At 69.9% G+C, this 22,403-nt stretch carries 19 protein-coding genes and 7 pseudogenes; 9 read left to right on the forward strand and 17 right to left on the reverse strand.

Going from position 1 to position 22,403, the window contains the following annotated elements; translation table 11 throughout:
• Positions 1 to 380 precede the first annotated feature (380 nt).
• Positions 381 to 1,355: a tyrosine-type recombinase/integrase gene (locus tag AC6F7H_RS33135; RefSeq protein WP_500762555.1), complete on the forward strand. Its 975-nt coding sequence runs from the start codon at positions 381 to 383 to the stop codon at positions 1,353 to 1,355.
• 187 nt (positions 1,356 to 1,542) lie between these two features.
• Here the strand turns inward: AC6F7H_RS33135 and AC6F7H_RS33140 are convergent, their stop codons facing one another.
• The 9 genes and pseudogenes from AC6F7H_RS33140 to AC6F7H_RS33180 all read right to left on the reverse strand — a co-directional run.
• Positions 1,543 to 2,451 carry a Vgb family protein gene (locus AC6F7H_RS33140; protein WP_500762290.1) on the reverse strand — a complete coding sequence of 303 codons (909 nt, stop codon included), beginning with the start codon at positions 2,449 to 2,451 and terminating at the stop codon, positions 1,543 to 1,545.
• Positions 2,448 to 3,104 (reverse strand): CatB-related O-acetyltransferase, encoded by a 657-nt coding sequence (locus AC6F7H_RS33145; RefSeq protein ID WP_202282908.1) that lies wholly within the window; start codon positions 3,102 to 3,104, stop codon positions 2,448 to 2,450. The genes AC6F7H_RS33140 and AC6F7H_RS33145 overlap by 4 nt, the downstream gene beginning before the upstream one ends.
• 253 nt (positions 3,105 to 3,357) lie before the next feature.
• Positions 3,358 to 3,762, reverse strand: a complete 405-nt coding sequence (locus tag AC6F7H_RS33150; protein ID WP_500762292.1) for a VOC family protein — start codon at positions 3,760 to 3,762, stop codon at positions 3,358 to 3,360.
• A gap of 336 nt (positions 3,763 to 4,098) precedes the next feature.
• Positions 4,099 to 4,797, reverse strand: a pseudogene (locus AC6F7H_RS33155) (Tn3 family transposase); the annotation flags it as partial.
• Positions 4,798 to 4,821: 24 nt separating this feature from the next.
• On the reverse strand, positions 4,822 to 6,819 hold the full coding sequence (locus tag AC6F7H_RS33160; RefSeq protein ID WP_500758290.1) for a tyrosine-type recombinase/integrase: 1,998 nt from the start codon (positions 6,817 to 6,819) through the stop codon (positions 4,822 to 4,824).
• 89 nt (positions 6,820 to 6,908) lie between these two features.
• Positions 6,909 to 8,066 carry a tyrosine-type recombinase/integrase gene (locus AC6F7H_RS33165; protein ID WP_500758289.1) on the reverse strand — a complete coding sequence of 386 codons (1,158 nt, stop codon included), beginning with the start codon at positions 8,064 to 8,066 and terminating at the stop codon, positions 6,909 to 6,911.
• 83 nt (positions 8,067 to 8,149) lie between these two features.
• Positions 8,150 to 8,725 (reverse strand): annotated as a pseudogene (locus AC6F7H_RS33170) (Tn3 family transposase); the annotation flags it as partial.
• A 23-nt stretch (positions 8,726 to 8,748) separates the two neighbouring features.
• Positions 8,749 to 9,752, reverse strand: a pseudogene (locus tag AC6F7H_RS33175) (IS5 family transposase).
• Positions 9,753 to 9,828: 76 nt separating this feature from the next.
• Positions 9,829 to 11,606 (reverse strand): annotated as a pseudogene (locus AC6F7H_RS33180) (DUF4158 domain-containing protein); the annotation flags it as partial.
• A 168-nt stretch (positions 11,607 to 11,774) separates the two neighbouring features.
• Between AC6F7H_RS33180 and AC6F7H_RS33185 the strand changes: the two are divergent.
• Positions 11,775 to 12,589, forward strand: a protein-coding gene (locus tag AC6F7H_RS33185; RefSeq protein ID WP_500756563.1) for an IS5 family transposase whose coding sequence is annotated in 2 segments (ribosomal slippage) — positions 11,775 to 12,132 and positions 12,132 to 12,589 — 816 coding nt in all. Because the reading frame shifts where the segments join, the coding sequence is not laid out codon by codon here.
• A gap of 89 nt (positions 12,590 to 12,678) precedes the next feature.
• Here the strand turns inward: AC6F7H_RS33185 and AC6F7H_RS33190 are convergent.
• Both AC6F7H_RS33190 and AC6F7H_RS33195 read right to left on the reverse strand, forming a co-directional pair.
• The gene (locus AC6F7H_RS33190) at positions 12,679 to 13,101 is read right to left on the reverse strand and encodes a hypothetical protein (RefSeq protein WP_500754652.1); all 423 of its coding nucleotides are present in this window, start codon (positions 13,099 to 13,101) and stop codon (positions 12,679 to 12,681) included.
• Positions 13,098 to 13,928 carry an IS5 family transposase gene (locus AC6F7H_RS33195; protein WP_500754654.1) on the reverse strand — a complete coding sequence of 277 codons (831 nt, stop codon included), beginning with the start codon at positions 13,926 to 13,928 and terminating at the stop codon, positions 13,098 to 13,100. Before AC6F7H_RS33195 ends, AC6F7H_RS33190 begins: the two co-directional genes overlap by 4 nt.
• Positions 13,929 to 14,294: 366 nt before the next feature.
• Between AC6F7H_RS33195 and AC6F7H_RS33200 the strand changes: the two genes are divergently transcribed.
• The 5 genes and pseudogenes from AC6F7H_RS33200 to AC6F7H_RS33220 all read left to right on the forward strand — a co-directional run.
• Entirely contained in the window at positions 14,295 to 15,512 is a 1,218-nt protein-coding gene (locus AC6F7H_RS33200) for an IS110 family RNA-guided transposase (RefSeq protein WP_500762294.1), read from the forward strand.
• A gap of 374 nt (positions 15,513 to 15,886) precedes the next feature.
• Positions 15,887 to 16,090: a hypothetical protein gene (locus AC6F7H_RS33205; protein WP_500762296.1), complete on the forward strand. Its 204-nt coding sequence runs from the start codon at positions 15,887 to 15,889 to the stop codon at positions 16,088 to 16,090.
• On the forward strand, positions 16,087 to 16,788 hold the full coding sequence (locus AC6F7H_RS33210) for a restriction endonuclease (RefSeq protein ID WP_500762298.1): 702 nt from the start codon (positions 16,087 to 16,089) through the stop codon (positions 16,786 to 16,788). The genes AC6F7H_RS33205 and AC6F7H_RS33210 overlap by 4 nt, the downstream gene beginning before the upstream one ends.
• Before the next feature lie 66 nt (positions 16,789 to 16,854).
• Positions 16,855 to 17,142, forward strand: a complete 288-nt coding sequence (locus AC6F7H_RS33215) for a helix-turn-helix domain-containing protein (protein ID WP_500762300.1) — start codon at positions 16,855 to 16,857, stop codon at positions 17,140 to 17,142.
• Between the two features lie 15 nt (positions 17,143 to 17,157).
• A pseudogene (locus AC6F7H_RS33220) lies at positions 17,158 to 17,334 on the forward strand (winged helix-turn-helix domain-containing protein); the annotation flags it as partial.
• A gap of 155 nt (positions 17,335 to 17,489) precedes the next feature.
• On the opposite strand, the gene AC6F7H_RS33225 reads toward AC6F7H_RS33220, so the two are convergent.
• Both AC6F7H_RS33225 and AC6F7H_RS33230 read right to left on the reverse strand, forming a co-directional pair.
• Positions 17,490 to 17,621, reverse strand: a complete 132-nt coding sequence (locus AC6F7H_RS33225; protein ID WP_500762302.1) for a helix-turn-helix domain-containing protein — start codon at positions 17,619 to 17,621, stop codon at positions 17,490 to 17,492.
• Between the two features lie 144 nt (positions 17,622 to 17,765).
• A complete protein-coding gene (locus AC6F7H_RS33230) occupies positions 17,766 to 18,608 on the reverse strand; it encodes an oxidoreductase (RefSeq protein WP_500762304.1) in 843 nt (280 codons plus the stop codon).
• 67 nt (positions 18,609 to 18,675) lie between these two features.
• Between AC6F7H_RS33230 and AC6F7H_RS33235 the strand changes: the two genes are divergently transcribed.
• Positions 18,676 to 19,341, forward strand: a complete 666-nt coding sequence (locus AC6F7H_RS33235; RefSeq protein ID WP_500762306.1) for a DNA-binding response regulator — start codon at positions 18,676 to 18,678, stop codon at positions 19,339 to 19,341.
• 280 nt (positions 19,342 to 19,621) lie between these two features.
• On the opposite strand, the gene AC6F7H_RS33240 is transcribed toward AC6F7H_RS33235, so the two are convergent.
• The 4 genes and pseudogenes from AC6F7H_RS33240 to AC6F7H_RS33255 all read right to left on the reverse strand — a co-directional run.
• Positions 19,622 to 19,882: a hypothetical protein gene (locus tag AC6F7H_RS33240; RefSeq protein WP_109379813.1), complete on the reverse strand. Its 261-nt coding sequence runs from the start codon at positions 19,880 to 19,882 to the stop codon at positions 19,622 to 19,624.
• Entirely contained in the window at positions 19,879 to 20,238 is a 360-nt protein-coding gene (locus AC6F7H_RS33245) for a DUF6247 family protein (protein WP_500762308.1), read from the reverse strand. Before AC6F7H_RS33245 ends, AC6F7H_RS33240 begins: the two co-directional genes overlap by 4 nt.
• Before the next feature lie 162 nt (positions 20,239 to 20,400).
• Positions 20,401 to 21,119 (reverse strand): annotated as a pseudogene (locus tag AC6F7H_RS33250) (IS6 family transposase).
• Between the two features lie 121 nt (positions 21,120 to 21,240).
• A pseudogene (locus AC6F7H_RS33255) lies at positions 21,241 to 21,315 on the reverse strand (IS1096 element passenger TnpR family protein); the annotation flags it as partial.
• A gap of 119 nt (positions 21,316 to 21,434) precedes the next feature.
• On the opposite strand from AC6F7H_RS33255, the gene AC6F7H_RS33260 reads away from it, so the two are divergent.
• Positions 21,435 to 21,899 carry a pyridoxamine 5'-phosphate oxidase family protein gene (locus AC6F7H_RS33260; RefSeq protein ID WP_500762310.1) on the forward strand — a complete coding sequence of 155 codons (465 nt, stop codon included), beginning with the start codon at positions 21,435 to 21,437 and terminating at the stop codon, positions 21,897 to 21,899.
• Positions 21,900 to 22,403: the final 504 nt, after the last annotated feature.

Genomic DNA, 22,403 nt, shown 5'->3' on the forward strand with positions numbered 1-22,403 from the left:
GTGGGTGGGCGTCCGGTGCAGTCCCCCTGGGCGGCGCTGCACCGGCGGTGCCGGGCCAGGAGCGTGCCGGGGGCGACCGGGAAGACCGTGTGGCCAGGCTGCCGGAGCAGCAGCGCGGACAGCGCCGCGCACCGGAACCGGTCGGTCGGCTCATAGCGGACCGGGCCCTCCACCTGCCGGCGCAGCACGGCGTTCGCGTTCCGCAGCACGAGCAGCCCGGCATCCTTGGAGGTGTCGCGGCGCGGCAGCACCGACGGGACAAAGGGCATCTTCCGGATCATCTTGTCCACCAGGGACACGAGCACCCGGACATGCTTCCAGTCAGCGCAACATCATCGCTGCCGCCTGCGGCGATGACTTTTCGAGCGGCACAGGAAGCGGTGCCCACCGTCGTGCAACTGCCGACCGGCAAGGCGCTGACCGTCCGCGCGGCGGCCGACGCCTTCCTCGACTCGCTTCGCAACCCGAACACGGTCCGCAGCTACTCGACCGGCGTCGGCAAGACCGCCGAGCGCATCGGCGAGGCCCGCCCGCTGGGCTCGGTCGCGGACGACGAGATCGGCGAGGCCCTGGAACTGCTCTGGGGCACCGCGGCGGTCAACACCTGGAACGCGCGCCGGGCGGCGGTGCTGTCGTGGCTGGGCTGGTGCGAGGAGTACGGCTACGACGGTCCGTCCGTCCCGGCCTGGACGAAGCGGCTGGCGGTGCCGGACTCCGAGACCCCGGCCCGCTCGAAGATGGCCGTGGACCGGCTCATCGCCCGGCACGAGGTCCACCTGCGCGAGAAGACGCTGTGGCGGATGCTCTACGAGACCGCCGCCCGCGCGGAGGAGATCCTCGGCGTGAACATCGAGGACCTGGACCTCGCCGCGCGCCGCTGCCCGGTCAAGGCCAAGGGCGCCCGGAGCAAGGCCCGCCGCCGGGGCCAGGCCCGCGAGGACTTCGTCCTGGAGACCGTCTACTGGGACGCCGGCACCGCCCGGCTCCTGCCCCGCCTGCTCAAAGGCCGTACCCGGGGCCCGGTGTTCGTCACCCACCGCCGCCCCGGCCCGGGGAAGGTCGTCAGCCCGCGCGACGTGTTCCCGGACACCGGCCTGGCACGCCTCTCCTACGGCCAGGCCCGCGCGCTGCTGGACGAGCACACCGCCGTACGCGGGCCGGGCACCGGCTGGGACCTGCACGAGTACCGCCATTCCGCCCTGACCCACCTCGGCAAGCAGGGCGCCTCCCTGCTGATGCTGATGGCGAAGTCCCGGCACAAGAAGCCGGAGAACGTCCGCCGCTACTTCAAGCCGTCCCCTGAGGCGATCTCGGAGCTGACGAGCCTGCTCGCGCCTGGCGACGCGCGCCGCTGAGCCCTGCTGGGGCGTGACCCAGATGCACCAGAAACCCGCCACGGGATGACCTCGGAGCGTTGAGCATCCCTCGCACCCGTTCGGCCCAGTGTCGTTGGTGGTGACGTTGGGTTTCGTCTTGGGGCGGAGTGGTTGTGACCTCGATCGAGAGGACTGAACAAAGCCAGGGAGTGAGTGGGCAGCCTGGTCAGGTGGTGCTGTCCGCTGGGGCGATGCGGGCGAGTGCGCCGATCTCCAGTGCGGTCCACAGGGCTCCGTCGGGGCCGGGGGTGATGCCGTGTGGTTCGGAGTGAGGGGTGGGCAGGTCGTGGACGGCGAGGGAACCGTCGGGGGTGATCGTGCCGACGCGGTTGCCACCCCATTCGGTGAACCATGCGGTGCCGTCGCCGTCGACGGTGACGGCGTGCGGTCGGGCGGTGCGGTCGGGCAACGGGAACTCGGTGATCTGCCCGTCGGGAGTGATCCGTCCGATCTGCCCGGCGGCGATCTCGACGAACCACAGCGCTCCGTCGCGGCCTGCGGCGATCCCGACCGGCGCTGCCGCCTCCGTCGGCAGGGGATGGAGGGTGACCGCACCGTCCATGTCGATCCGCCCGATGGCGTTGGCCTGGTTGAGGGCGAACCACATCCCGCCGTCGTCACCGGCGGTGATCGCTGAGGGAAACGCGCCGGTGACGGGCAGCCGGAACTCGGTGATGTGGCCGGTGACGGTGATACGGCCGATGCGGTTGGCGGCGGTCTCGGTGAACCACAGCGCACCGTCGGGTCCCGCCGCGATGCCGAACGGCCCGCAGCCGGGGGTGGGAATGCCGAATTCGTCGATGACACCGTCGGTGGTGATCCGCCCGATCCGGTCCGCCCGGTACTGGGTGAACCACAGGGCGCCGTCGGGGCCGGGGGTGATGACGGTTGGCCCGCAGTCGGGGTCGAGCCGGTGGCTCGTCGGCTTCTCGCCGGGGACGAGCCGACCGATCCGGCCACTGTGGACGAGGGTGAACCACAGCGCGCCGTCCGGTCCCGTGGTGAGGGCGTAGGGTCCGGCCGTACTGTCGGCCACCGCGTGCTCTTCGATGGATACCTGGGGCGAATGGCTCAAAGGGGCTTCCCCAATCCGTGCTCGGTGGCGATGCGTTCGATGTCGGCCGGGGTTCCGGCCATGATGGTGCGGGCGTGTTCGGTGACGAGGTCGGCGGGCCAGTCCCACCACGCGGCGCGCTGCAGCCGCTCGATGCCGGCGTCGTCGAACCGTTGCCGGATCGGTCTGGCCGGGTTGCCGCCGACGATCGTGTAGGGCGGCACGTCGGCGGTGACCATGGCGCCGGCCGCGATGATGGCGCCGTCGCCGATCCGTACGCCGGGCATGACGGTTGCCCGGTAGCCGAACCAGACGTCGTTGCCGACGACCGTGTCGCCGCGGCTGGGCATGGCGGTGACGATGTCCAGAGTCTGCTCGGCCCACCGGCCGCCGAACATGGTGAACGGGTACGTGGACACCCCCATCGCCGGATGCTCGGCACCGGCCATCAGGAATGTGGTCCCCGAGGCGATCGCGCAGTACTTGCCGATGATGAGACGCTCCGGCCCGTAGGCGTAGAGGACGTTGCGGTGCTCGAAGTCCGTGGCGCCGTCCGGGTCGTCGTAGTAGGTGTACTCGCCCACGGCGATGTTCGGTGAGGTGACCAGCGGGTTGAGGAACACCACGCGGTCGTGGGCGGGCAGCGGGTGAACGGTGGTCGGGTCAGGTGACAAGGCCGGGGTCCTTTGCGGGGGTTGCGGGATACTGATGTCGCACGCGGTCGGGGGCCGGGCGTTGCCGGGGCATGGCTCGGATGTGGCCTGACGCGGCGGGACCTCAGGCGTTCTCGGGGGGCGGACGGAGTGACTCACTCGACGAACTGGACGATCACGCCCGTTGGGGTCGGTGACCTGGAAGAGGCGCTCGCACGGCAGTTGAACCCCGCCACGGAGTGCAGGCCAGGGAGTGCCCTGGCCTGCCACTGCCTCAGGATGCCGTCGGCTGCTCCTGGTGGCTGCCATAGGGCCGTGTGATGATCTCCATGCCGTGCCCGGCCGGATCCATGAAGTACAGGCCGCGCCCACCGTGGTGGTGGTTGATCTCTCCAGGCTGCTTCAGATGCGGATCGGCGTAGTACGTGATCCCGGCCTGCTGGATTCGCGCGAAGGCCTCGTCGAACTCCTCGTCGGAAACGAGGAACGCGTAGTGCTGCATGACGATCGACTCCGCCGGGATGGCGGCGAAGTCCAGGGTGACCCCGTTGCCGGTGGCCACGGGAATGAACGGGCCCCACTCGGTCCCGACCTCAAGCCCCAGGATGTGCGCCAGGAACTCGGCCGACTCCCGGTTGTCCCGGGCATGGATGATGGTGTGATTCAACTCAACTGACATGTGTGGAATGCCTCCGCAAGGCACCTCACGGCACCTCCATGCCTCACCCAGCCGGTGACCGACACGCGATGCGTGCGCATGATCCTAAACAGCAACGCTCACGCTGTCGAGGCGTCATCCGAGGAAGTCCGCATCGCCTCACTGCTGGCGTCGATCGCCGCCCAGCGGGCCCGCGTCACCCGCCAGGCCCTTGTACGGCAGGCCGAGTCGCAGTACCGGCGCGACCGCCCGCTGCCTTTGGGCAGCTCCATGCCGCACTGGCCGCACCGCCGGACGTACCTCCTGGCCATATCTCCAGGGTCCTCCCATCCGTTGGTGCGGGCCAGGGACCCTGGGTCATTCCTCGTCGGTGGCGTCCGGATCGCCAAGCGGACGCAGGCCGCCGGGCAGGTCGGGAAGCTGGAAGGAGTACCGGCCGAGCATGTTGATGTGGTGCCGCACGAACGGCGAGAGGCGGGCCACGTCCTCGTCACGGACGTCGAAGCCGTCCGCCCGCAGCTCGTTCACCGCGGCGTCCATGTATCGCGTGTTGAACAGCACGAGGGCGTTGAGGACCAGGCCCAGGGCGCCGATCTGGTCTTCCATGCCGTCCTGGTAGCGCTGGTAGAGCTGCCCGGATCGGCCGTGGAAGATCTTCCGGGCGAGGGAGTGACGGCCCTCCTGGAGGTTGGCCTGGCTCTTGATCTGCCGCCGGTAGCCGGGCTCGTCGGCCAGGCGCAGGATGTGGAGGGACTTGGAGATCCGCCCGTAGTGGGCGATGGCGTCGCCGAGCGGGGTGGGGCGGCCGTCGCGGGACAGCATCCGGATCACGTCGTAGGCGCGCACGGCGCCGGTGTGGATGGAGCCGATGATCCGCAGGATGTCCTCCCAGTGGCGTTCGATCCTGGCGAGGTCGACCCGGCCGCGGGCCGCGTCCTGGAAGGCGCCGTAGTCGGCTGCGCGGTCGATGCGCCACATCTTCTGATCCGGCAGTTCAGCGAGCTGCGGAGCGTACGCGAACCCCGCGAGCGTGAGCAGCCCGAAGACAATGTCGCTGTTTATGTGGACAGTTCAAGTTGATCATGTCTCTGGTGTGTCGTGCGGTTCGTTGACCGGTTGGCCGAGGTCGGCCAGGAGTCTTTCGATGCGTTCGCTGGTGCAGCGGTGGCGTTCGACCTCGCGGTCCCAGCCGTGTTCGGCCGCGTCGCGGGCGAGGGTCAGCTCGACCTCGCGCCGTGCTCGCAGTCGTGGTGCGTATTCGGGTGTGGTGACGAACTTCGCGCAGGTCAGGTAGAGGTCGCATTCGCAGGGGCCTTCGGCGGGGAGCCGGAGACAGCGGCCGAGTTCGAGCTCGGTCTTGAAGAAGTTGGTCTTGAGCCAGTCGACCGACGCGTCCGGCAGCGTGCCGTTGCGCAGTTCGTCGGCGGCCGGGCCAGCGATGGTGGCGCCGGGGCCGAGCACGGCCTGGTAGTCGCGCAGGACTTCCTGATCGCTGATCTGCGCGTAGACGAGGGCCATGCTCACGGAGGTGTGTCCGAGGACCTTCATGATGGTGTGGAGCTTCGCGCCGCGTTCGGCGAGCTGGGTGCCGACGGTGTGACGGAAGCGGTGGGCCGAGACGGTGCCCCGGCCGGTGCCGTCGCGGCCGCCGGGGCGGACCAGGCCAACGGCCTTGCAGGCGTCCTGGATCGGGGTCTCGAACAGGTAGTAGGTCGACAGCAGCTTGCCGTGACTCATGAATAGGTAGCGGATCTCCTCGCCGGTGCGCTCGTCGGTGAACGGCCGCTCCGGTGCGTGTCTGCGCAGGTCGATGACCCTCTGCAGGGCCTCGGCGGCGTCTTCGTGCAGGGGGACGACGCGCTCCTTGTAGGTCTTGCGGCCGGACAGGCGGAGTCGCGGGGTGCCGTCGGGATAGCGGTCCAGGCAGTCGATCGGAAGGCGCTGGATCTCGGTGCGGCGGGCTCCGGACCAGCGGGCGACCAGCAGGGCGGCCCGCTGGAACGGGCAGGCGATCGCGTCGATGGCGGGCATCAGCCGGTCGAGGTCCTGCTCGGGGATGAACCGCGGCACCTTCTGCGGGTACTTCGGTGCATCGCCGGCACCGATGAGCATGTGGCCGGGCACGTCGTCGTACTGCCAGAGCGCGGTGTCCCGGAAGAACTGCGACAGCCCGGAGATCCGCTGAATCCGCGACATGACCCCCAGCGGTTTGCCCGTCGTCTGCGTCGGCGCCTCGGCGATGTGGCCGATCCAGTCCAGGCAGTGCTCGCGGGTGACGTCGGCGAAGGTGATGATGCCGGGGTGGTGCTCGCCGAGCCACTGTCCGAAGGCCCGCACCGCGAGTTCCAGCTTGTCCACCGTCGAGGGCGCGTCGGTCAGCCTGCGGGCCGCGAGCCACTTCTCCGCGACGGCCAGCATCCGGGGCGGCAGTGCCAGGGACGCCTTCCACGACGGCATCAGCTTGCGCGGCTGAGCGGCGACCTGGCCGCGGTGGAAGAGCACCACCTCCAGCTGGTGTAGGTGCGTGATCCAGCACTTCGCCGGCCCCACGTAGAACTGTTCGGCCGATGGGTAGAAGGCCGCGAACTCCGGGTCCTGGGGGAAGAGACGGATCGCTTCCAGGACCTCGGCGACATGCGCGCCGGTGATATCGGCGACGCCGGCCAGGCCGTTGCGGAGCACGATCCGGGCCACCGACCAATGCATCGCCTGCCTCGCCGCCGGGCCGCTGTAGCCGAGCGCGATCGCCTCCTCGACCAGCGCCGCGGTGCCCAGGTCGATCCCGGCGAGCGCGGCCTGGTCGTGGACGCGCAGCTGGCCGACGGCGAACATCCACCGGTAGTCGAACGTCGCGTATCCGCGCAGGCCGAGATAGGTCAGGTAGGGCCGGGCCTTGTGCGAGGCGGGGAAGGAGGGACGGTGGAAGGACTCGCCGGGCAGCCGGCCCACCCGCTCGACCAGCGGCCCGGCGAACCACGCGGCCAGGTCCGGCCACCGTTCGCGAAAGGCCCGGTAGTAGCGCAACTTGGCGTTGAGATAGTGGTGGTTGAAGCCGTCCTGGCCACGGACGAAGCTCACGTACTCACGGTCGGGGCAGTGCCGGGGACGCTGTCGGCGGACCGGGTCCGGGGTGGCGGCCATGGCCGCGGTGGAGGTCGGGCCGCCCCTCATGAGGTGGCCTTGCGCGGCTTGCCCAGGGCGTCCAGGGCCTGGTGGTAGTCGGCGACGACGGCAGGGTCGGAGACCCGGGTGTAGAGACGTGTCGATTCCGGCGATGCGTGACCGAGTCGCTTCTGCAGCGTCAGCTCCCGCATCCCGCCCTCCCACATGCGGGTCGCGTGAGTGTGGCGCAGGGCATGCGGGGTCACCCAGGGCTCGCGGATGCCGGCCCGGGCGCAGGCCCGGGAGAACATCCGCACCAGCCCGTCGTAGCCGAGCGGCTCCAGACGTCGGGTGCCGCGGCCGCCGATCAGGAACACCAGTCGGCTGTCGGCGTCCTGCGGCCGTTCGTTCATCACGTAGGCACTGACGGTGGCCAGGGTTTCCGCCTCGTGCAGGTCCACGACCCGCTCCTGGCGGGACTTCGACCGGGCGCCCTTGGGATGGTCGTCACGATGCCGGACCACCACGCGCCGCCGCCCGTAGGCCAGGTCGTCGAGGTGCAGGCCGAGGACCTCGCCGGGCCGCAGCCCGCCGTGGAGCATCAGCAGCACGATCGCCCGGTCGCGCAATCCTCGAAGCTGCGCGAGCAGCAACTGGATCTGCTCGTCGTCCAGGGGGCGGGGCACCCGCTGAACGGTCTTCACGCGTACCGCCCGGCGGACGGGACGCTGTCGGCTGGCTCGGCCCATGAACGGGCGGTGCCGGTCGGAGACGCGCTGCAACGCGGGGTCCGGGCGTTTCTCGATCGGGTTGGCCCGCTCCAGCAGCCCGGCCAGGATCGCGTACTCGTAGAACGAGGACACCGCGGCCAGGATCCGGTTCACCGTGCTCGCCGCGAGCTTGGTCGCCGGGCCGTCGGCATCCATCGTCACCACCGACAGCGTCATCCGGCGGCGTGGACGGCGGGACGGCACTGACCGCAGGTACTCCAGCAGCGCGATCGCGTCCGGCGGACCGAAGCGCTCCCAGCTCAGCTCCCGGCTCTCGAAGAACCTCCACAGGTGCCGGAGGTCGTAGGCGTACGAGACGAGCGTGTTGGGCGAACAGTCCCGGGCGCCGAGGAACCGCAGGAACCCCGCAACGACCTCGACCGGTACTCCGTCCTCGTCGAGCAGCTCGACAATGGTCGAGCCGTCTTCCAGACACCGCTGCTGAACTCGCACGGACACCTCCGCAGCCATCGCACCCGACGGCCTCGACGGCCGCCCCCAACCCCCAACGGAGGCTGAGGTGTCCAGGTAACTAAATAGCTCGCGCTGTCGGTGACGATCATCTCGGGGCGCTTGCCGCCGTCGCGGTCGTAGAGGACGTCCAGCACGTACAGCGAGTCGCGCGGGGTGCCGGCCACCACCTTTCCGCCCAGCCCCGCGGCCTGGTCGTTGATCATGTTCAGCCAGGTCGCCCCGCCCCGGCGCCCGAAGTACTTCGGGTTCGGCCGCGCGTACACCGACGGCACGGGGGCGACGAACCGCATGCCGTCCACGGAGGCGACCAGGCCGCCGCCCCACGCCTGCGCGAGCGGGATGGCTGCCTGGTAGTCGATCAGCGTGGCGTTCGCGGCCCGGTACGTCGTCAGCCGCAGATACGTCTGGTCGACATGGGACAGCCGCCCGTACTTCAGCGCGTCCGCGGCTCCGATGACGGGGGTGTAGCCGACGTTGCAGCTGTGCGCGACCAAGAGCGCGGTGATCGTCACGTGCAGGTCCTTCAGCCGGGCTTCGCCGCCGGTGACCGAGGTGAATGCCTGGTCGGCACTGGTCCAGGAGAACACCTCCAGCAGCGCTTCCGGCAGGTCGACACGGGGCAGCATCGCCTCCACCGCCTAGGGCCTGTGTGATGTCGTGATCAATCGGCTGCTCGCAGGAGGTCCTCGAGCCAGATCATCGAGGCACGGAGCTCGAGACCGGCGAGGTAGCTCTCGGGTGTCTTGTCGAAGCGGGTGGCGATGCCACGCCAGTCCTTCAGCCGATTGATCAGGCGCTCGACAGCGTTGCGGTCACGGTAAAGACCGGCGTCGAAAGCGACGGGACGCCCGCCCCGGCTGCCCCTCTTCTTGCGGTGGGCGGCCTGGTCCCTCTTCTCCGGGATGACCGCCTTGATACGGCGTTTGCGCAGGTGGGCGCGGTTGGCGCGGGACGAGTACGCCTTGTCCGCGGCGACCGCGCCGGGCCGGGTGCGGGGCCGTCCGACCGGCAGGCGGACCCGGATCTTCTGCAGCACGGGGATGAACTGCGGGCTGTCCGCGGCCTGCCCGGCGGTCAGGACGAACGACAGCGGTCGGCGCCTGCGGTCGGCAGCGAGGTGAATCTTGCTGGTCAGCCCGCCGCGGGACCGGCCGAGCAGGGCTTCCCTCAGGCGGAGCCTGCGTCGGCGGCGGACGCGCCGGCGTTCGGTCCGCTCGGGCTCTTTTCCGCCGTCCCGTCCGTTCTGTTCCGCCTCGGCTCCCCCTTTTGCCGGGCCTGTTCCTGCTCGGCGGCGGCCTCCTCCAGCGCCTCCATGACGTCCTGGCCGACGAGCATCCCGGCGGCGTCGTGGTGCGCGCGGACGGTCGTGGAATCCACGCTGACCAGGGACAAGTCTGTCTTGCCCCGGCGGGCGGCCTCGGCGATCAGGCCCTCCAGCAGGACGGTGAAGACGCCCGCGTTGCGCCAGACCCGGAAGCGCCCGTAGACGGTCGGCCAGGGCCCGAACTCGCCCGGCATCTCCCGCCACTGCGCGCCGGTCCTGAACCGCCAGATCACCCCCTCGAACTGCTCCCGCAGCCGCCCGGGGTACGGGCCGTACTCGCCTATCGGCAGGAACGGCTCGATCAACTTCCACTGCTCGTCGGTGAGTTGCCTGCGCGTCACGACCTTCTTCCTACCGGATCCGCCTTCCAGACGGACCCGGATCGGCAAGATTGATCACAACATCACACAGGCCCTAGCGCAGTTGGCGCAGGGAGGCGGGTTCGGGCTCCGGTTCCAGGGCGGCGAAGTGCAGGCGGCCGTCGTCATCGAACACGATCTGCGAGTTCGCCGGCACCCGTGCGGCGACCTCGCGGTAGGTGCCGTCCAGCAGTGCGGCCCTCGCCGCCAGGTGCTCACCCGCCTCGGCGGGCAGGCCGAGCGAGGCGAGCACAGACGGCTTCGCCTGCTCCCACGCGTCCCCGTCCAGCAGCTTCGCGCGGGGATCGCCCCACTTGGAGGAGTTCTTCGCGAACACCTCCCGCCGGCGCAGCATCCGGTGCAGCTGCTCCAGCACGCAGAACGCGTACGCCTTCCAGTCGACCGTGCCCGGCTCCAGGTGCGGCGCGGACAGCACCAGGCGCCGCCACGACCCGGTGAGCAGGCCGGTGTCGATCTCGGCGGGCCCGATCTTCTTGCGTCCCATCAGGTCCGGCAGCGACTTCAACGCCTTCAGGACCGGCAGGCCGTCTGGCGTGGCGTCGAAGTCGACCACCGTCACCAGGAGCTTCAGGAACGGCCGTACGGTGCCGAACCGGGTGACCAGTTGGGTCCGCCATGACTCGTCCGTGTCCGAGTCGAGCGGCGGAGTCAGCTCGAACAGTGCTGCGATCGCCGCCGCCAGCTCGTGCCGGGGCACCACCTGCTCGATCCGTTCCCACATCGCCTCCAGCGTCTCCACCTCGGGCGGGGTGATCTCCCCGGTGTCGGTGTCGACCTGCTCGCGGGTGCTGTCGAACACGATCTGGAACGCGGCGGCCAGTTTCGCCGATGCCCTCTCCACCCGTGGCAGGCTCTTCAGCTTCTCCTTCGCCGTCTCCCGCTCCGCCCTGGCCAGCAGCTTCGTCGCGATCAGCACCTCCAGGAGGTCCAGGGCGTCATCGACCGCCCGGGACGTCAGGTAGACCGCGGTCGCCAGCAGGGTGGCCAGGCGCCGGGAGTCGCCGTGCCGCCTGAGCAGCGACGCCTTGCCGTCGATCCCGTACCGTGACAGCTCCGCCAGCCGCCGCGGCGGTATCGCGGACACGTCCACCTCGCCCATCCCGAAGGCGGCAATCTCCTGCGCCCGCTCCAGCGCCCACTTCATCTGGGGCCCGGAGATCCGCACCGGTCCTCGGCGCAGCCGGTCCAGCTCCGAGACCCGGGCGCCCGGCGGAACGGACAACAGCGAGTCCAGCACCGCCCGCTGGCCGGTGCTCAGCAGGCCGCACAGGGTGTCCCACAGCCGGTTGTTCGCCGCCTCCCGGACCGTGCCCACCAGCCTGGCCGACGGCTGGCCCCGGGCAGCAGCACCCGGCGCTCGCGCAGCCACCCGGCCGCCGCGTCGAACAGCGACTTCGGCCCGTCACCGGTCGTCCAGGCCCGCGCGTCCAGCCACTCGCTCAGCTCGTCCCGCACCTCGGCGAAGTCACGCCAGCCCCCGGCCTCCTGGATCTCCCCGGCGTGCGTACGGGCCGTCCCGTCCCGCTCGCCGTACTCCTTCAGACACGACGCATCGGCGATCCCCAGCTGCTCGGCGAGGTGCTCGGCGACCTCCGCCGGCACGTGCCGCGGGTCCGGCATGAACCGGCCCAAGTAGCGCACGCTCGTCAGCTGGACCGAGAAGCCGAGCCGGTTGTGCGGACGCCGCTTGGCCTGCACTTTCTCCAGATCCGAGTCATCCAGGAAGAAGTACCGCTCCAGCTCCGCACGCGACGGCGCTCCGTTGAACGCCGCGTACTGGGCTGCCTGTTGATCCGACAGGAACTCGACCGCCACCAGGTCCTCCGAAGATCGACAACATCGACCCGCGAAGGCTGCGCCGTACGATCAGCCCAGGTCAAAGGGTCAATCGAGGCCGCGAGGGCTTAGAGGACCTAACAAAATAGAACGTTTGCGCTAATCTGGAGATGTCGGTGCGGATCCGCTCTGACCAGGAGGTGCGCGATGTCCCGCCCCAAGCCCTGGGAGATCGACGACGACCTGTGGGCCCTGATCGAGCCGCTGCTACCCGTGGTCGAGCGCCGGCCCGACCATCCGGGCCGCAAGCGACTGGACGACCGCAAGGCCCTGCAGGGCATCCTGTTCGTGCTGGCAACCGACATCCAGTGGGAGTGGCTGCCACAGGAACTGGGCTTCGGCTCGGGCATGACCTGCTGGCGTCGGCTGCGGGACTGGAACCAGGCCGGTGTCTGGCAGCAGTTGCAGGCCATCCTGCTGGCCAAGCTGCGCGGCGCGAACCAGCTGGACTTCTCCCGCGCCGCCATCGACGCCTCTCACGTGCGTGCCCTGCGGGGCGGCCCAAAACCGGCCCGAGCCCGGTCGACCGCGCCCGGCCGGGCTCGAAGCACCACCTGATCACCGATGCGCGCGGCACTCCGCTCGCGGTCTCGCTCACCGGCGGCAATCGCAACGACGTCACCCAGCTGATGCCGCTGCTCAAGGCGATTCCCGCGGTCCGCGGCCGCTGTGGGCGTCCCCGGTTCCGGCCGCGGCGTCTGTATGCGGATCGCGGCTACGACCACGACCGCTACCGCAGCATGGTCCGCACCCTGAGCATCACCCCGGTCATCGCCCGCCGGGGGCAATCCCACGGCTCGGGCCTGGGCGTCCACCGGTGGGTGGTCGAGCGTGGACTGTCGTGGCTGCACGGTTTCCGGCATCTGAGGATCCGTTGGGAGCGCCGGGACGACATCCACGACGGCTTCCTGCAGTTGGCGGTCTGCCTCATCCTGTACCGGCGCGTCCGAGCACTCTGTTAGGACCTCTTAGAGGGCGGTATGAGACTTGATGCCCCGATTCGTCGCTTCCGTTGTGGGTGAGTGGGCAGGTCGCAGCGACGCAGGGCGGCTTACGGCCGTGGCTGGATGAACAAGCCCTGCTCGGTCTCGGTCAGGATTCCGCGTTCGACGAGCCGCTTGAGTTTCAGGCGGGTGTTGTTGATGGTGTTGGGCGCGATCTCCAGGTCCATCGCCTCGCACACCTGCCGCGCCCGCAGCGGGGCCTCGGCCGCGGCGAACACCGCCATGATCTGCTGGTAGGCCGGATGGTCCGGCAGCTTCGAAGGCGGCGGCGCGGGCGGCTGCGGATCGGGCAGCTCCAGCAGTGTCTTGCGAGTGATCCGGACCTCCTCGGCGGCCCGGTCGAGTTCGTCCAGCCGCACGGTCAGCTGCGCGATCTGCTCCCGCGTCGTCTCGGCCTGCGCGGCGATCTCCCGTTCCCGCTCCTCCAGCCGTGCCAGCACCGCACCGAGCGTCAGCTCCCCGCCAGTCATGCGGTGCGCCAGGCCGGCGCGGTCGCCCCGGTCAGCCGGCGCAGTATCACCGCGGTCATGGCCCAGTACACCCGCGACTCGCAGGTGCGGGGCTGGTGCTCGTAGTCGCGCACCAGCCTGCGGTGCAGCATCAAGATCCCGTAGGCGCGCTCCACGATCCACCGTTTGGGGATCGGAACGAACCCGGTCTGCGCGGGGTTGCGCTCGACGACCTCTACCTCGATGCCCACCTTCTGCCCGTGCGCGACGACGGCGTTCTTGAAGCCCTGGTCGACCAGGGCCTTCTCCACGGTGCCGGTGTCGGCGGCGACCTTGTCCAGCAGCGTGATGCCGACGGCGTTGTCGTGCACGGACGCGGCCACCACGACCACCGCGATCACCAGCCCCAGGACGTCAACGGCCAGGCCGCGCTTGCGGCCCGGTACTTTTTTTGCCGCATCACGCCCCGTCGACTGTGCGGGCACCCCGGCCGCGGCGTGCACGCTCTGGGTGTCGAGCACCACCAGGCTCGGGTCCGCCTTCCGGCGCGCCTTCTCCCGCACCTGCCAGCGCAGCAGGTCGTGGATGGTCTGGTCGGTGCCGTCGTCGCGCCAGGTGTAGAAGTAGTACTTCACTGCGCCGGGCGGCGGGAAGTCGTGCGGGAGCAGGTCCCACTGGCAGCCGGTGCGGCCCTGGTAGAGGAGCGCGTTGACGATCTCCCGCATCGCGTACCGGCTCTGATGGCCACTGACCGAGGGATGCGCGGCCTTCCAGGCGGTGATCACCGGCTCGACCAGCGACCACTGCTCGTCGGACAGGTCGGTCTTGTAGGGCTTGCGCTCGCTCACGGCGACCAGCCCAGCACGCCCACGCCCGCCGACCGGCCGGAACAGCGTCCTGCCACACGTTCAGGTGACGACAAAACACCTATGCACTCACATACCGCCCTCTCACAGTTATGTTTTCCGCGGTCCTGCAAGAGGGCCGCTGGCCTCCGGGCCCGGCATGACTGTGTCCCCCTGTCGAACGGATGACCTGGGGGGTGGTGTCACCGGGCTCGGAAGGTGCCGTCGGAGACGCTGATGAGAGGTCCGGCCGCCACCCGGTCCGGCGCAATGCCGGACAGCTCGCGGATGGCAGGTCTGCATAACGTGGATGCGCGCGTACGACACCGACGCCGAGGCCGGCACCGTCAACACCCCTGGAAGGGCGCTATGTTCGACACCGAAGACGTGGGCGTGTTCCTCGGCCTGGACGTCGGCAAGAGCGCCCATCACGGCCACGGACTCACCCCGGCCGGCAAGAAGGTCTTCGACAAGCCACTGCCCAACAGCGAGCCGAAACTGCGGGCCGTGTTCGACAAGCTGGCCGCGAAGTTCGGCACCGTGCTGGTGGTCGTGGACCAGCCCGCCTCCATCGGCGCCCTGCCGCTGACCGTGGCCCGGGACGCGGGCTGCCAGGTCGCCTACCTGCCCGGACTCGCGATGCGCCGGATCGCCGACCTCTACCCGGGCGAGGCGAAGACCGACGCCAAGGACGCGGCCGTGATCGCGGACGCGGCCCGCACCATGCCGCACACCCTGCGCTCGCTGGAGCCGACCGACGAGATCACCGCCGAGCTCACCGTCCTGGTCGGCTTCGACCAGGACCTCGCCGCCGAGGCCACCCGCACCAGCAACCGAATACGCGGCCTGCTCACCCAGTTCCACCCCAGCCTGGAACGCGTCCTGGGCCCCCGCCTCGACCACCAGGCCGTCACCTGGCTGCTGGAGCGCCACGGCTCCCCGGCCGCCCTGCGCAAGGCCGGCCGCCGCAGACTCGTCGAACTGATCCGGCCCAAGGCCCCACGCATGGCCCAGCGGCTGATCGACGAAGTCTTCGACGCACTGGACGAACAGACCGTCGTCGTCCCGGGCACCGGCACCCTCGACATCGTGATCCCGTCCCTGGCCCGCTCGCTGGCTGCCGTCCACACCCAGCGCCGGGCCCTGGAAGCTCAGATCAGCGCCCTGCTGGAGGCCCACCCTCTTTCCCCGGTCCTGACGTCGATGCCCGGCGTCGGCGTCAGGACCGCCGCCGTCCTGCTGGTCACCGTCGGCGACGGCACCGGCTTCCCCACCGCCGCCCACCTCGCCTCCTACGCCGGCTTGGCCCCGGCCACCAGACAGTCCGGGTCCTCGATCCACGGCGAGCACGCACCCCGAGGCGGAAACCGGCAGCTCAAACGCGCCATGTTCCTCTCCGCCTTCGCCTGCATGAACGCCGACCCGGCCTCCCGCACCTACTACGACCGCCAGCGAGCCCGCGGCAAGACCCACACCCAGGCCCTCCTCCGCCTGGCCCGCCAGCGCATCAGCGTCCTGTTCGCCATGCTCCGCGACGGCACCTTCTACGAACCCCGCGTCCCCAAGGGCGTCGAACTCGCCGCATGACCCCAGCAAGTCAAACCACCCCAAACCGAACCTGGGCGCCTTGACGAAAGACATAGAGGCACCCCCCGACCCACCCACCAGCCCCCACCCACTCACCGCAAGATCACACGCTCCCCCCCGGCCCCCTCCGAGAGAGGGCCGGGGGCGTGAAGGCGGAGCCCTCGCATGTTTTGACCTGTCCTGTTCGCACCTTCCTTGATCACGTTGTGTGGTGCTCTTCTGACCGGTTGTCAGTGTCTGCTGTCACCATGGGCGGCTGCGCGGGGATTTGCTACGAGGGGGAGGCTTGTATGCCTTGGGTACGGCCGTACGTGCGCTCTGATGGGACACCGGTCCGGGGACATTCCCGGTGGGCTCCGGGCGCACGCCGGGAAATGACGATCCTCGCCTTGTTCGCGTTGGCTGTGGTCGGGTTGGGGAACAGCAGTGCCTCGGCGGGCGACGGGACGGTGCCACGGCCGGAGTCGACGGTGCGCTACCCGATCCGGTTCGACAACGCTCCGGCGCTGCGAATCGAGAAGCCGCAGCCCACGGTGTCGTACCCGGTCCGGTTCTCGTCCCAGGGCGGTGACCGGTGACCCGGCGGCGGCCGCCGGCGCGGCGGCGTACGCGGCGACCCAGCAGGCGCCAGCAGCAGAGGGACGCTCAGCTGATCGTCTTCGCCGGGGTGGCGGCTGCGGTCGTCGGCCTGGTGGTGATGGTGGTCAACTGGCTGCTGGCGCACTGGTGGGTGCTCGTCGTCGTCCTGGTACTCGCCGTGCTGGCGGGCGCCGAATGGCTCTACAACCGGCAGCAGCAAGCGCAGTGGGAGGCGGTTCGGGCGCAGGGCCTGCGCTACGGGCTGCCCCAGCTGGACGGACTGCATTACACCCGGTTCGAGGACGCGATACGGGACCTGATGCAGCGGGACGGCTGCCGGGATGCCCAGCGGGTCGGCGGCCGCGGTGACCTGGGCGCGGACGTGAAGGCCACGGATCCGTTCGGGCGGCGCTGGGTGATCCAGTGCAAGCACCGCCGCAACGGCGCCCAGGGCTCGGCGGTGGGCACGCCGGATCTGCAGGTGCTCAACGGGACGGCCCGGCAGGTGCACGGCGCGGACGTCGCGGTGATCGTCACGAACGGCCGGGTGACCGGTCCGGCCGTAGTCTTCGCCAAGCAGCAGCGGCTGCACGTCGTGGACCGTCAGACGCTCGGCGTGTGGGCGGCGGGCTCGCGTCCGCTGTGGGAGCTGTTGCGGGCGATGCCGCCCCCGCGCCGTTCAACGCCTTTGAGCTGAAAAGAGCCGCTTCTGAGGTTTTCGCGTCGGGGTGCGGGGCTCGCGGTCGGGTGTAGGCCGGAAGGCATGAGGTATCCCGATGGTGGCGGCCTGACCGCGCCCCAGCGTGACCAGCAAGAGCAGGTCCGCTTCCAGGCCGCCGAGATGTTCGCGCAGGGGATGCGGCCGCCGCAGGTTGCCGAGCGGCTGCGTGTCTCGCAGAAGTCGGCCCGGGCCTGGCACGCCCAATGGCGCGCGGGCGGGATCGAGGCGCTGCGTTCGAAGGGGCCCAGCAGTCGGCCCAGCCGGTTCAGGCCGCAGGGGCGCCCGGAGTCGGCCGCCCTGCCGGAGCAGGGCCCCACGGCGCACGGCTAGGTCGAGGACCAGCGCCGGACGCCGGCCCGGGTGGCCACCGTCATCGGCCGCCGTCGGCACGTCTGGCTCAGCGGGCCGCAGACCTGGCGGCTGCTGCGGCAGATGGGCTTCACGGCGCAGGTGCTCCCCCAGCCTTCGGCCAGGAGGTACCCCCAGTGCACCGGGCCGCCGAACGCGACGAGCAGGCGGTAGCCACCTGGGTCAAGGTGGGGGCGCCCCCGCTTGCGGGGGAGTCTGGCCGGTGGTGGAACGACGGTGAGGGAGCAGGGCGCCTGGCTGTGCTTCCCCGACGAGTCCGGCCTCGTCCTGACGCTATGACAGGAGCAACGCACCCCGACGCGAAAACCTCAGTTGCGGTCAGCCAAGCCGGGCATGCCCTGCTCGACGAAGCGGCTCCGCCAGGTGCGCACGGTGTCCATGTGCACGCCAGCCCGCTCGGCGATCCGCGCGTTCGGCAGCCCGCGGGCCGCGTGCAGCACGATCTGCGCGCCCCCGAAGCCGGTGCTCGGTCTTGTGGCCCCAGGCCGCCTTCTTCAACCGGTGCAGCTCGGTGACGGTCGGGGATACCGGACGGGCGGCAACGGGCATGGCAGGCAAGCCGACTTCCGTCCGGAGTTACCCCGTTAGCCTCGCAGGTCAGACAGGTCCTCGTCACTGAGACTGAGGTCGTTCGCCGCGAGGTTCTCCTCCAGGTGACCGAGTGAACCGGTGCCCGGAATCGCCAGCAGCGACGGCGATGTCGCCAGCAGCGAGGCGAGGTGCACCTGCGTGGCGGTCGCGCCCAGGTGAGCTGCGACCTTGTCGAGCCGTGCGGCGCCCAGCGGACTGACACCACCGCCGAGCGGGAAGTACGGCACGTACGCGATGCCCCCTTCCTCGCATGCTGCCAGCAGCCCCATGTCACCGGTGTACCGGTTCTGCACCGCCGCGACAGGCGCGATCTCCCGGGCCTCGGCGAACTGGACGGCGTCGACGTTACTGACGCCCAGGTGCCGGATCAGCCCCGCCGCGCGGAGCTCAGCCAGCACCGCGAACCGTTCGGCGATCGACTCGCCACCCGGCCCGGTCATTCCGCCCACTCGCAGATAGACCAGGTCGAGCCGGTCCAGCCCAAGGGAGCGCAGATCCGCCTCGACCAGGCCGCGCAGCTGATCAGGCGTCGCCTGCCCCCTCGGCATACCGTCTGGCGTGGGCAGCGGCCCAACCTTCGTCGCGATCACCAGGTCATCACGGTACGGGGACAGCGCCCTACGGATCAGCTCGTTGGCTCGCACCGCACCCCGGCGGTAGAAGCCGGCCGTGTCGATGTGGTTCACGCCCAACTCCACGGCGCGCCGGAGCACCGCAAGGCCGTTGTCAGGGTCTCGCGGCGGGCCGTCAAAGCTGCCTGCCGCCAGGCGCATCGCGCCGAAGCCGAGCCGGTTGATGGTCAGGTCTCCACCGAGGGAGAACGTCTTGATCGCCATAAGGCTCATGGTGTTCACCGCCACGACGCCCCGCGAGCTTGTGGCAGCTTGCTGCCAGACTTGAGGGATGCGGAACGAGCAGGTGTTCTCCGTCCGAGGGGACACAGAGTTGATCGTGCGTGCCGGCCATCTCTTCGAGTCCGCGCAGACCGAGTTCCTGTGCGCCGCCCGAGACCTCAAGACCTTCTCGCAGCCACAGGCCAGGGCCGCGATCCGCAACCGGATGCGCGCTGCTCGCTTCCCGGACTTTGTCCCCCGCAAGCTGCTCAGCCCGGTCGCGCTCGCCGACGAAGAGGCCCGCGTGCATCTGCGGCTGGTGCAGAACCAGGGGGCTCTCGTCCGGATCAGCGGCTCGCGGCTGCCGCACGAGACCGTCATCATCGACCGGCGGGTGATGATCCTCGCCGGCGCAGAGACCCCTACCGGCCGCGAATACACCGTGACGACGTCGCAGATCCTGGTCGACGGCGTCCACTCGCTGTTCCAGGCGATCTGGGACACCGCCATCGATCCCGACACCTATCTGCGCAGTAACATCCCCCATCTCGATGCTGACGGCCGCGTGATCCTCAAAGCCCTCGGTTCGGGACTCACCGACGAATCAGCGGCCAAACAACTCGGCCTTTCGCTACGCACCTACCGGCGGCGCGTGGCCGAGCTGATGGTCAAGCTGGAGGCCAACTCCCGCTTCCAGGCCGGGCTGCGTGCGGGCGAGCTGGGGCTACCCCGCTGAGACCGTAGTGATCGCATCCCTGCAGCGGTCTGCACACCTGAACGCCTCGGGCCGCGCTACCAACCGTCGCGTCAACCCCCGAAAAACTTCCGGAGCCGACCACTGAGCTACCGCTCAGGCGCGCTTGGTGATCAGCGGAAATCGTGACTGGCACGCCCACGGAGGTCGGCCACGCCCAGGCTGGGAGCGCCTGCCCCTACGGCGAATGCGTGACACAGATCACGAAATAAACGGGTCTGCACGCCACGGACCTGCGGCTGTCGCACTCCGCGTACGGGCGTCAGCCGAGCCAGACGATGTCCAGGACGGACAGGCGCCGGGTGAGGCGGTTGATCACGTAGACGACGGACAGCTGCCCGATGGAGGCGGCGCGGACGTCTTCGCCTTCCGGGTCGCCGGCGTTCCACTGGGGCCAGCCCCACGGGGAGCGCACCGCGATGTCGAGGACATCGCGGACCATCTCCTTGGCGGGTGCGGGAATCTCGGTGAGCGTCTTCGCGGCCTGCTGGGACAGGCGCACCGCCCACGGCTCACCGGTCACCAGCGGGTCCCGAGGACGTCGTCCAGGTCCACGAAGCCGGACTCGTCACGGCCGGAGTCCATGTACGCGTCGACGGCCGGGGCCGCGGCGACGCGCAGCTGCCAGGTGCGCACGACGTCGTGCAGGGGCGTGAGACTGTAGGTGTGGCGGGAGTCCTCCAGGGCCTTGGCCCAGTCCCGCTCGAAGGCCGGCACCCACATGTCGGCGCGGCGGTCGGCGCGCAGCTGAGCGAGCAGCTGCGCGGCGGCGGCCGGGGCCGGCGGGGCGGGGGATTCCTCGGGCTGCGCGCTCATCGGCACCTCCTGGCGGGTCGTATCGCCACCGTACGCGCGGTGCGGGGCGGTGGGGACGGACATGCGGTGATCCCTTCCCTTGCTGGCGGGTGTCAGTCGACGCTGTAGTCGAAGACGTCGTCGGTGTAGTCGTCGAGGATCTCTCCGACGGCCTCGCGCAGGCGTTGCCACGTCGGTGGGGTGTTGATCGGTTGAGGGCGCGTCAGGGGCGGGCGGGGGCCTGGATCACACTGTGGTGGGCGGGGCGGTGGCGCCGGTGATCTGGTCCCGGATCGCGAAGCGGGTGGTCATCTCGGCGCGGTATCCGGTGGCGGTCATCAGGTGGCGGCGGGGCCGGAAGTGGGGCGAGATGCCGCTGAACGCGGCCAGGAACCGCTGGGCTCCGCCGACGCTGCGGAAGCCCTTCATGGCGCGTTCGCGCCGCCGGGTGGGCTGATGGCTGTTCTCGGCCCGGTTGTTCAGGCCCTGGTGGGAACGGTGTTCCACGGAGGGCATGACCTCGCGGTGCGCCGCGCCGTAGGAGCGGAGCTGGTCCGTGACGATCACCCGCGGCACCGAGCGGGTCGTCTTCAGCAGGCGGCGGAAGAAGCGCCGGGCCACGGCCTTGCCCCTTCGACCCTGGACCAGGATGTCGAGCACGGTGCCGTCGGCGTCCACGGCCCGCCACAGGTACCGCTGCACGCCGTTGATCTTGATGAAGACCTCGTCCAGGTGCCACGTGCCCCCGGGCCGGGGTCGCCGGCGGCGCAGGCCGTTGGCCGTAGGTCTGCCCGGACTTCGCGCACCAGCGGCGGACCGTCTCGTGGGAGACGATCACACGCGCTCGAGCATCAGCTCCTCGACCTCGCGGAACGACAGCGGGAAGCGGTGGTACAGCCACACACAGCGGGAGATGACCTCGACCGGGTACCGGCCCCCTAATACGACGGCGGCGCGGACGACACGAGCGATCCCCCTATCCGGCACGATCAACCACAAGATCATCTCAGGCCGGTCAGCCAACGTGACAACGCCCTCGGGCGGACAGGCCCGGCGGACGGCGCTGCAGCGCGGGTAGAGAGTGTTCGGCGCGGGGCGGTGGATCTTCTCCACGGTGATGTGGTGGATCCACTGGTCGCCGAAGTCGTAGTTGACCGCCATTCGGCGGACACCTTCGCCCGTCGCCAACACGCACCAGGGAAGTGACGCTGACACTGGTACCCGGCGGCGTCAAAGCTCGGCCCGTCGGCACGTGCGGTCACACTCCGGCGAAGGACACGATGGGAATCATCACCCAGGACATGCGCAGGATCGTCGACAGCGCGAAGCTCGCGTTCGTGGCGACGGTCTGCGAGGACGGCTCCCCGAACCTGTCCCCGAAGGGGTCGCTGCTCATCTACGACGACGACCACCTGGTATTCATGAACATGGCCTCCCCCACGACGGTGGCGAACCTTCGGCGGGACCCCCGTCTGGAGGTGAACGTGATCGACTTCCTCCTGCGGCGTGGCTTCCGCTTCAAGGGAACCGCCGAGCTCCGCGGCGAGGGCGACCCCGTGTACGCCTGGTCCCGGCAATGGGTGCTGGACACACACGGCCCCGCCTACCCGTGTCACGAAGCGGTTCTAATCCGCGTGGAGCGGGCGCTGCCGGTGGATTCGCCCGCCTACACCTTCGGGCACTGGAGCGAAGCCGACCTAAAGCGTGCCTGGGCCGACACCTACGGCGTGGCACATGACTACTGAGGCTTTCGGTTCAGGGTGACTCATGCCTGTTGCGGCGTCAGGATCAGGCCGGTCTCGGCGATGAAGCCGTCCAGAAGGCCGGGACGGTACTGCATGCGTTTGAGCCGGGCCCGGCTCCGAGAGGTACTTGCGGACCGTCTTGCGGTCCAGCCCCGTCTCCCTGGCGATCTCCGACAGGCTCATCGCCCCAGACTCCAACAGGCCACGGAAACGCCGCAGTTCCAGCCAGCGATGCGGGTCCAAGACCATCGTCGACCGCCCCTCTGCCACCCCATACCGACCAGCAGCAGAGTGCCGACACACGTACCTCAGCGCATCAGGAACTGACCACGTTCATCCGTACGCGGGTGGGGACGTTCACGTGTACGTCGACAGCTGGCTTCCCGGTCGGCCGCCGCGTCACGCGGTCGACGGCGCGGACTCGGTCCGGGCTTCAAGGGTGTAGCTGCCCGGTAGAGCGGTCCCCAGGCTTGCCGTCCCGCCGGCCAGAGACGATGAGCCGTC

The sequence above is a fragment of the Streptomyces sp. MMS24-W38 genome, from assembly GCF_059889265.1.

Bases quoted from the DNA above. Each gene is read 5' to 3' on its own strand.
- AC6F7H_RS33150 (WP_500762292.1), bottom strand. From the start codon at position 3,762: ATGTCAGTTGAGTTGAATCACACCATCATCCATGCCCGGGACAACCGG.
- AC6F7H_RS33190 (WP_500754652.1), bottom strand. From the start codon at position 13,101: ATGACTGGCGGGGAGCTGACGCTCGGTGCGGTGCTGGCACGGCTGGAG.
- AC6F7H_RS33200 (WP_500762294.1), top strand. From the start codon at position 14,295: ATGTTCGACACCGAAGACGTGGGCGTGTTCCTCGGCCTGGACGTCGGC.
- AC6F7H_RS33205 (WP_500762296.1), top strand. From the start codon at position 15,887: ATGACGATCCTCGCCTTGTTCGCGTTGGCTGTGGTCGGGTTGGGGAAC.
- AC6F7H_RS33215 (WP_500762300.1), top strand. From the start codon at position 16,855: ATGAGGTATCCCGATGGTGGCGGCCTGACCGCGCCCCAGCGTGACCAG.
- AC6F7H_RS33230 (WP_500762304.1), bottom strand. From the start codon at position 18,608: ATGGCGATCAAGACGTTCTCCCTCGGTGGAGACCTGACCATCAACCGG.
- AC6F7H_RS33235 (WP_500762306.1), top strand. From the start codon at position 18,676: ATGCGGAACGAGCAGGTGTTCTCCGTCCGAGGGGACACAGAGTTGATC.
- AC6F7H_RS33245 (WP_500762308.1), bottom strand. From the start codon at position 20,238: ATGTCCGTCCCCACCGCCCCGCACCGCGCGTACGGTGGCGATACGACC.
- AC6F7H_RS33260 (WP_500762310.1), top strand. From the start codon at position 21,435: ATGGGAATCATCACCCAGGACATGCGCAGGATCGTCGACAGCGCGAAG.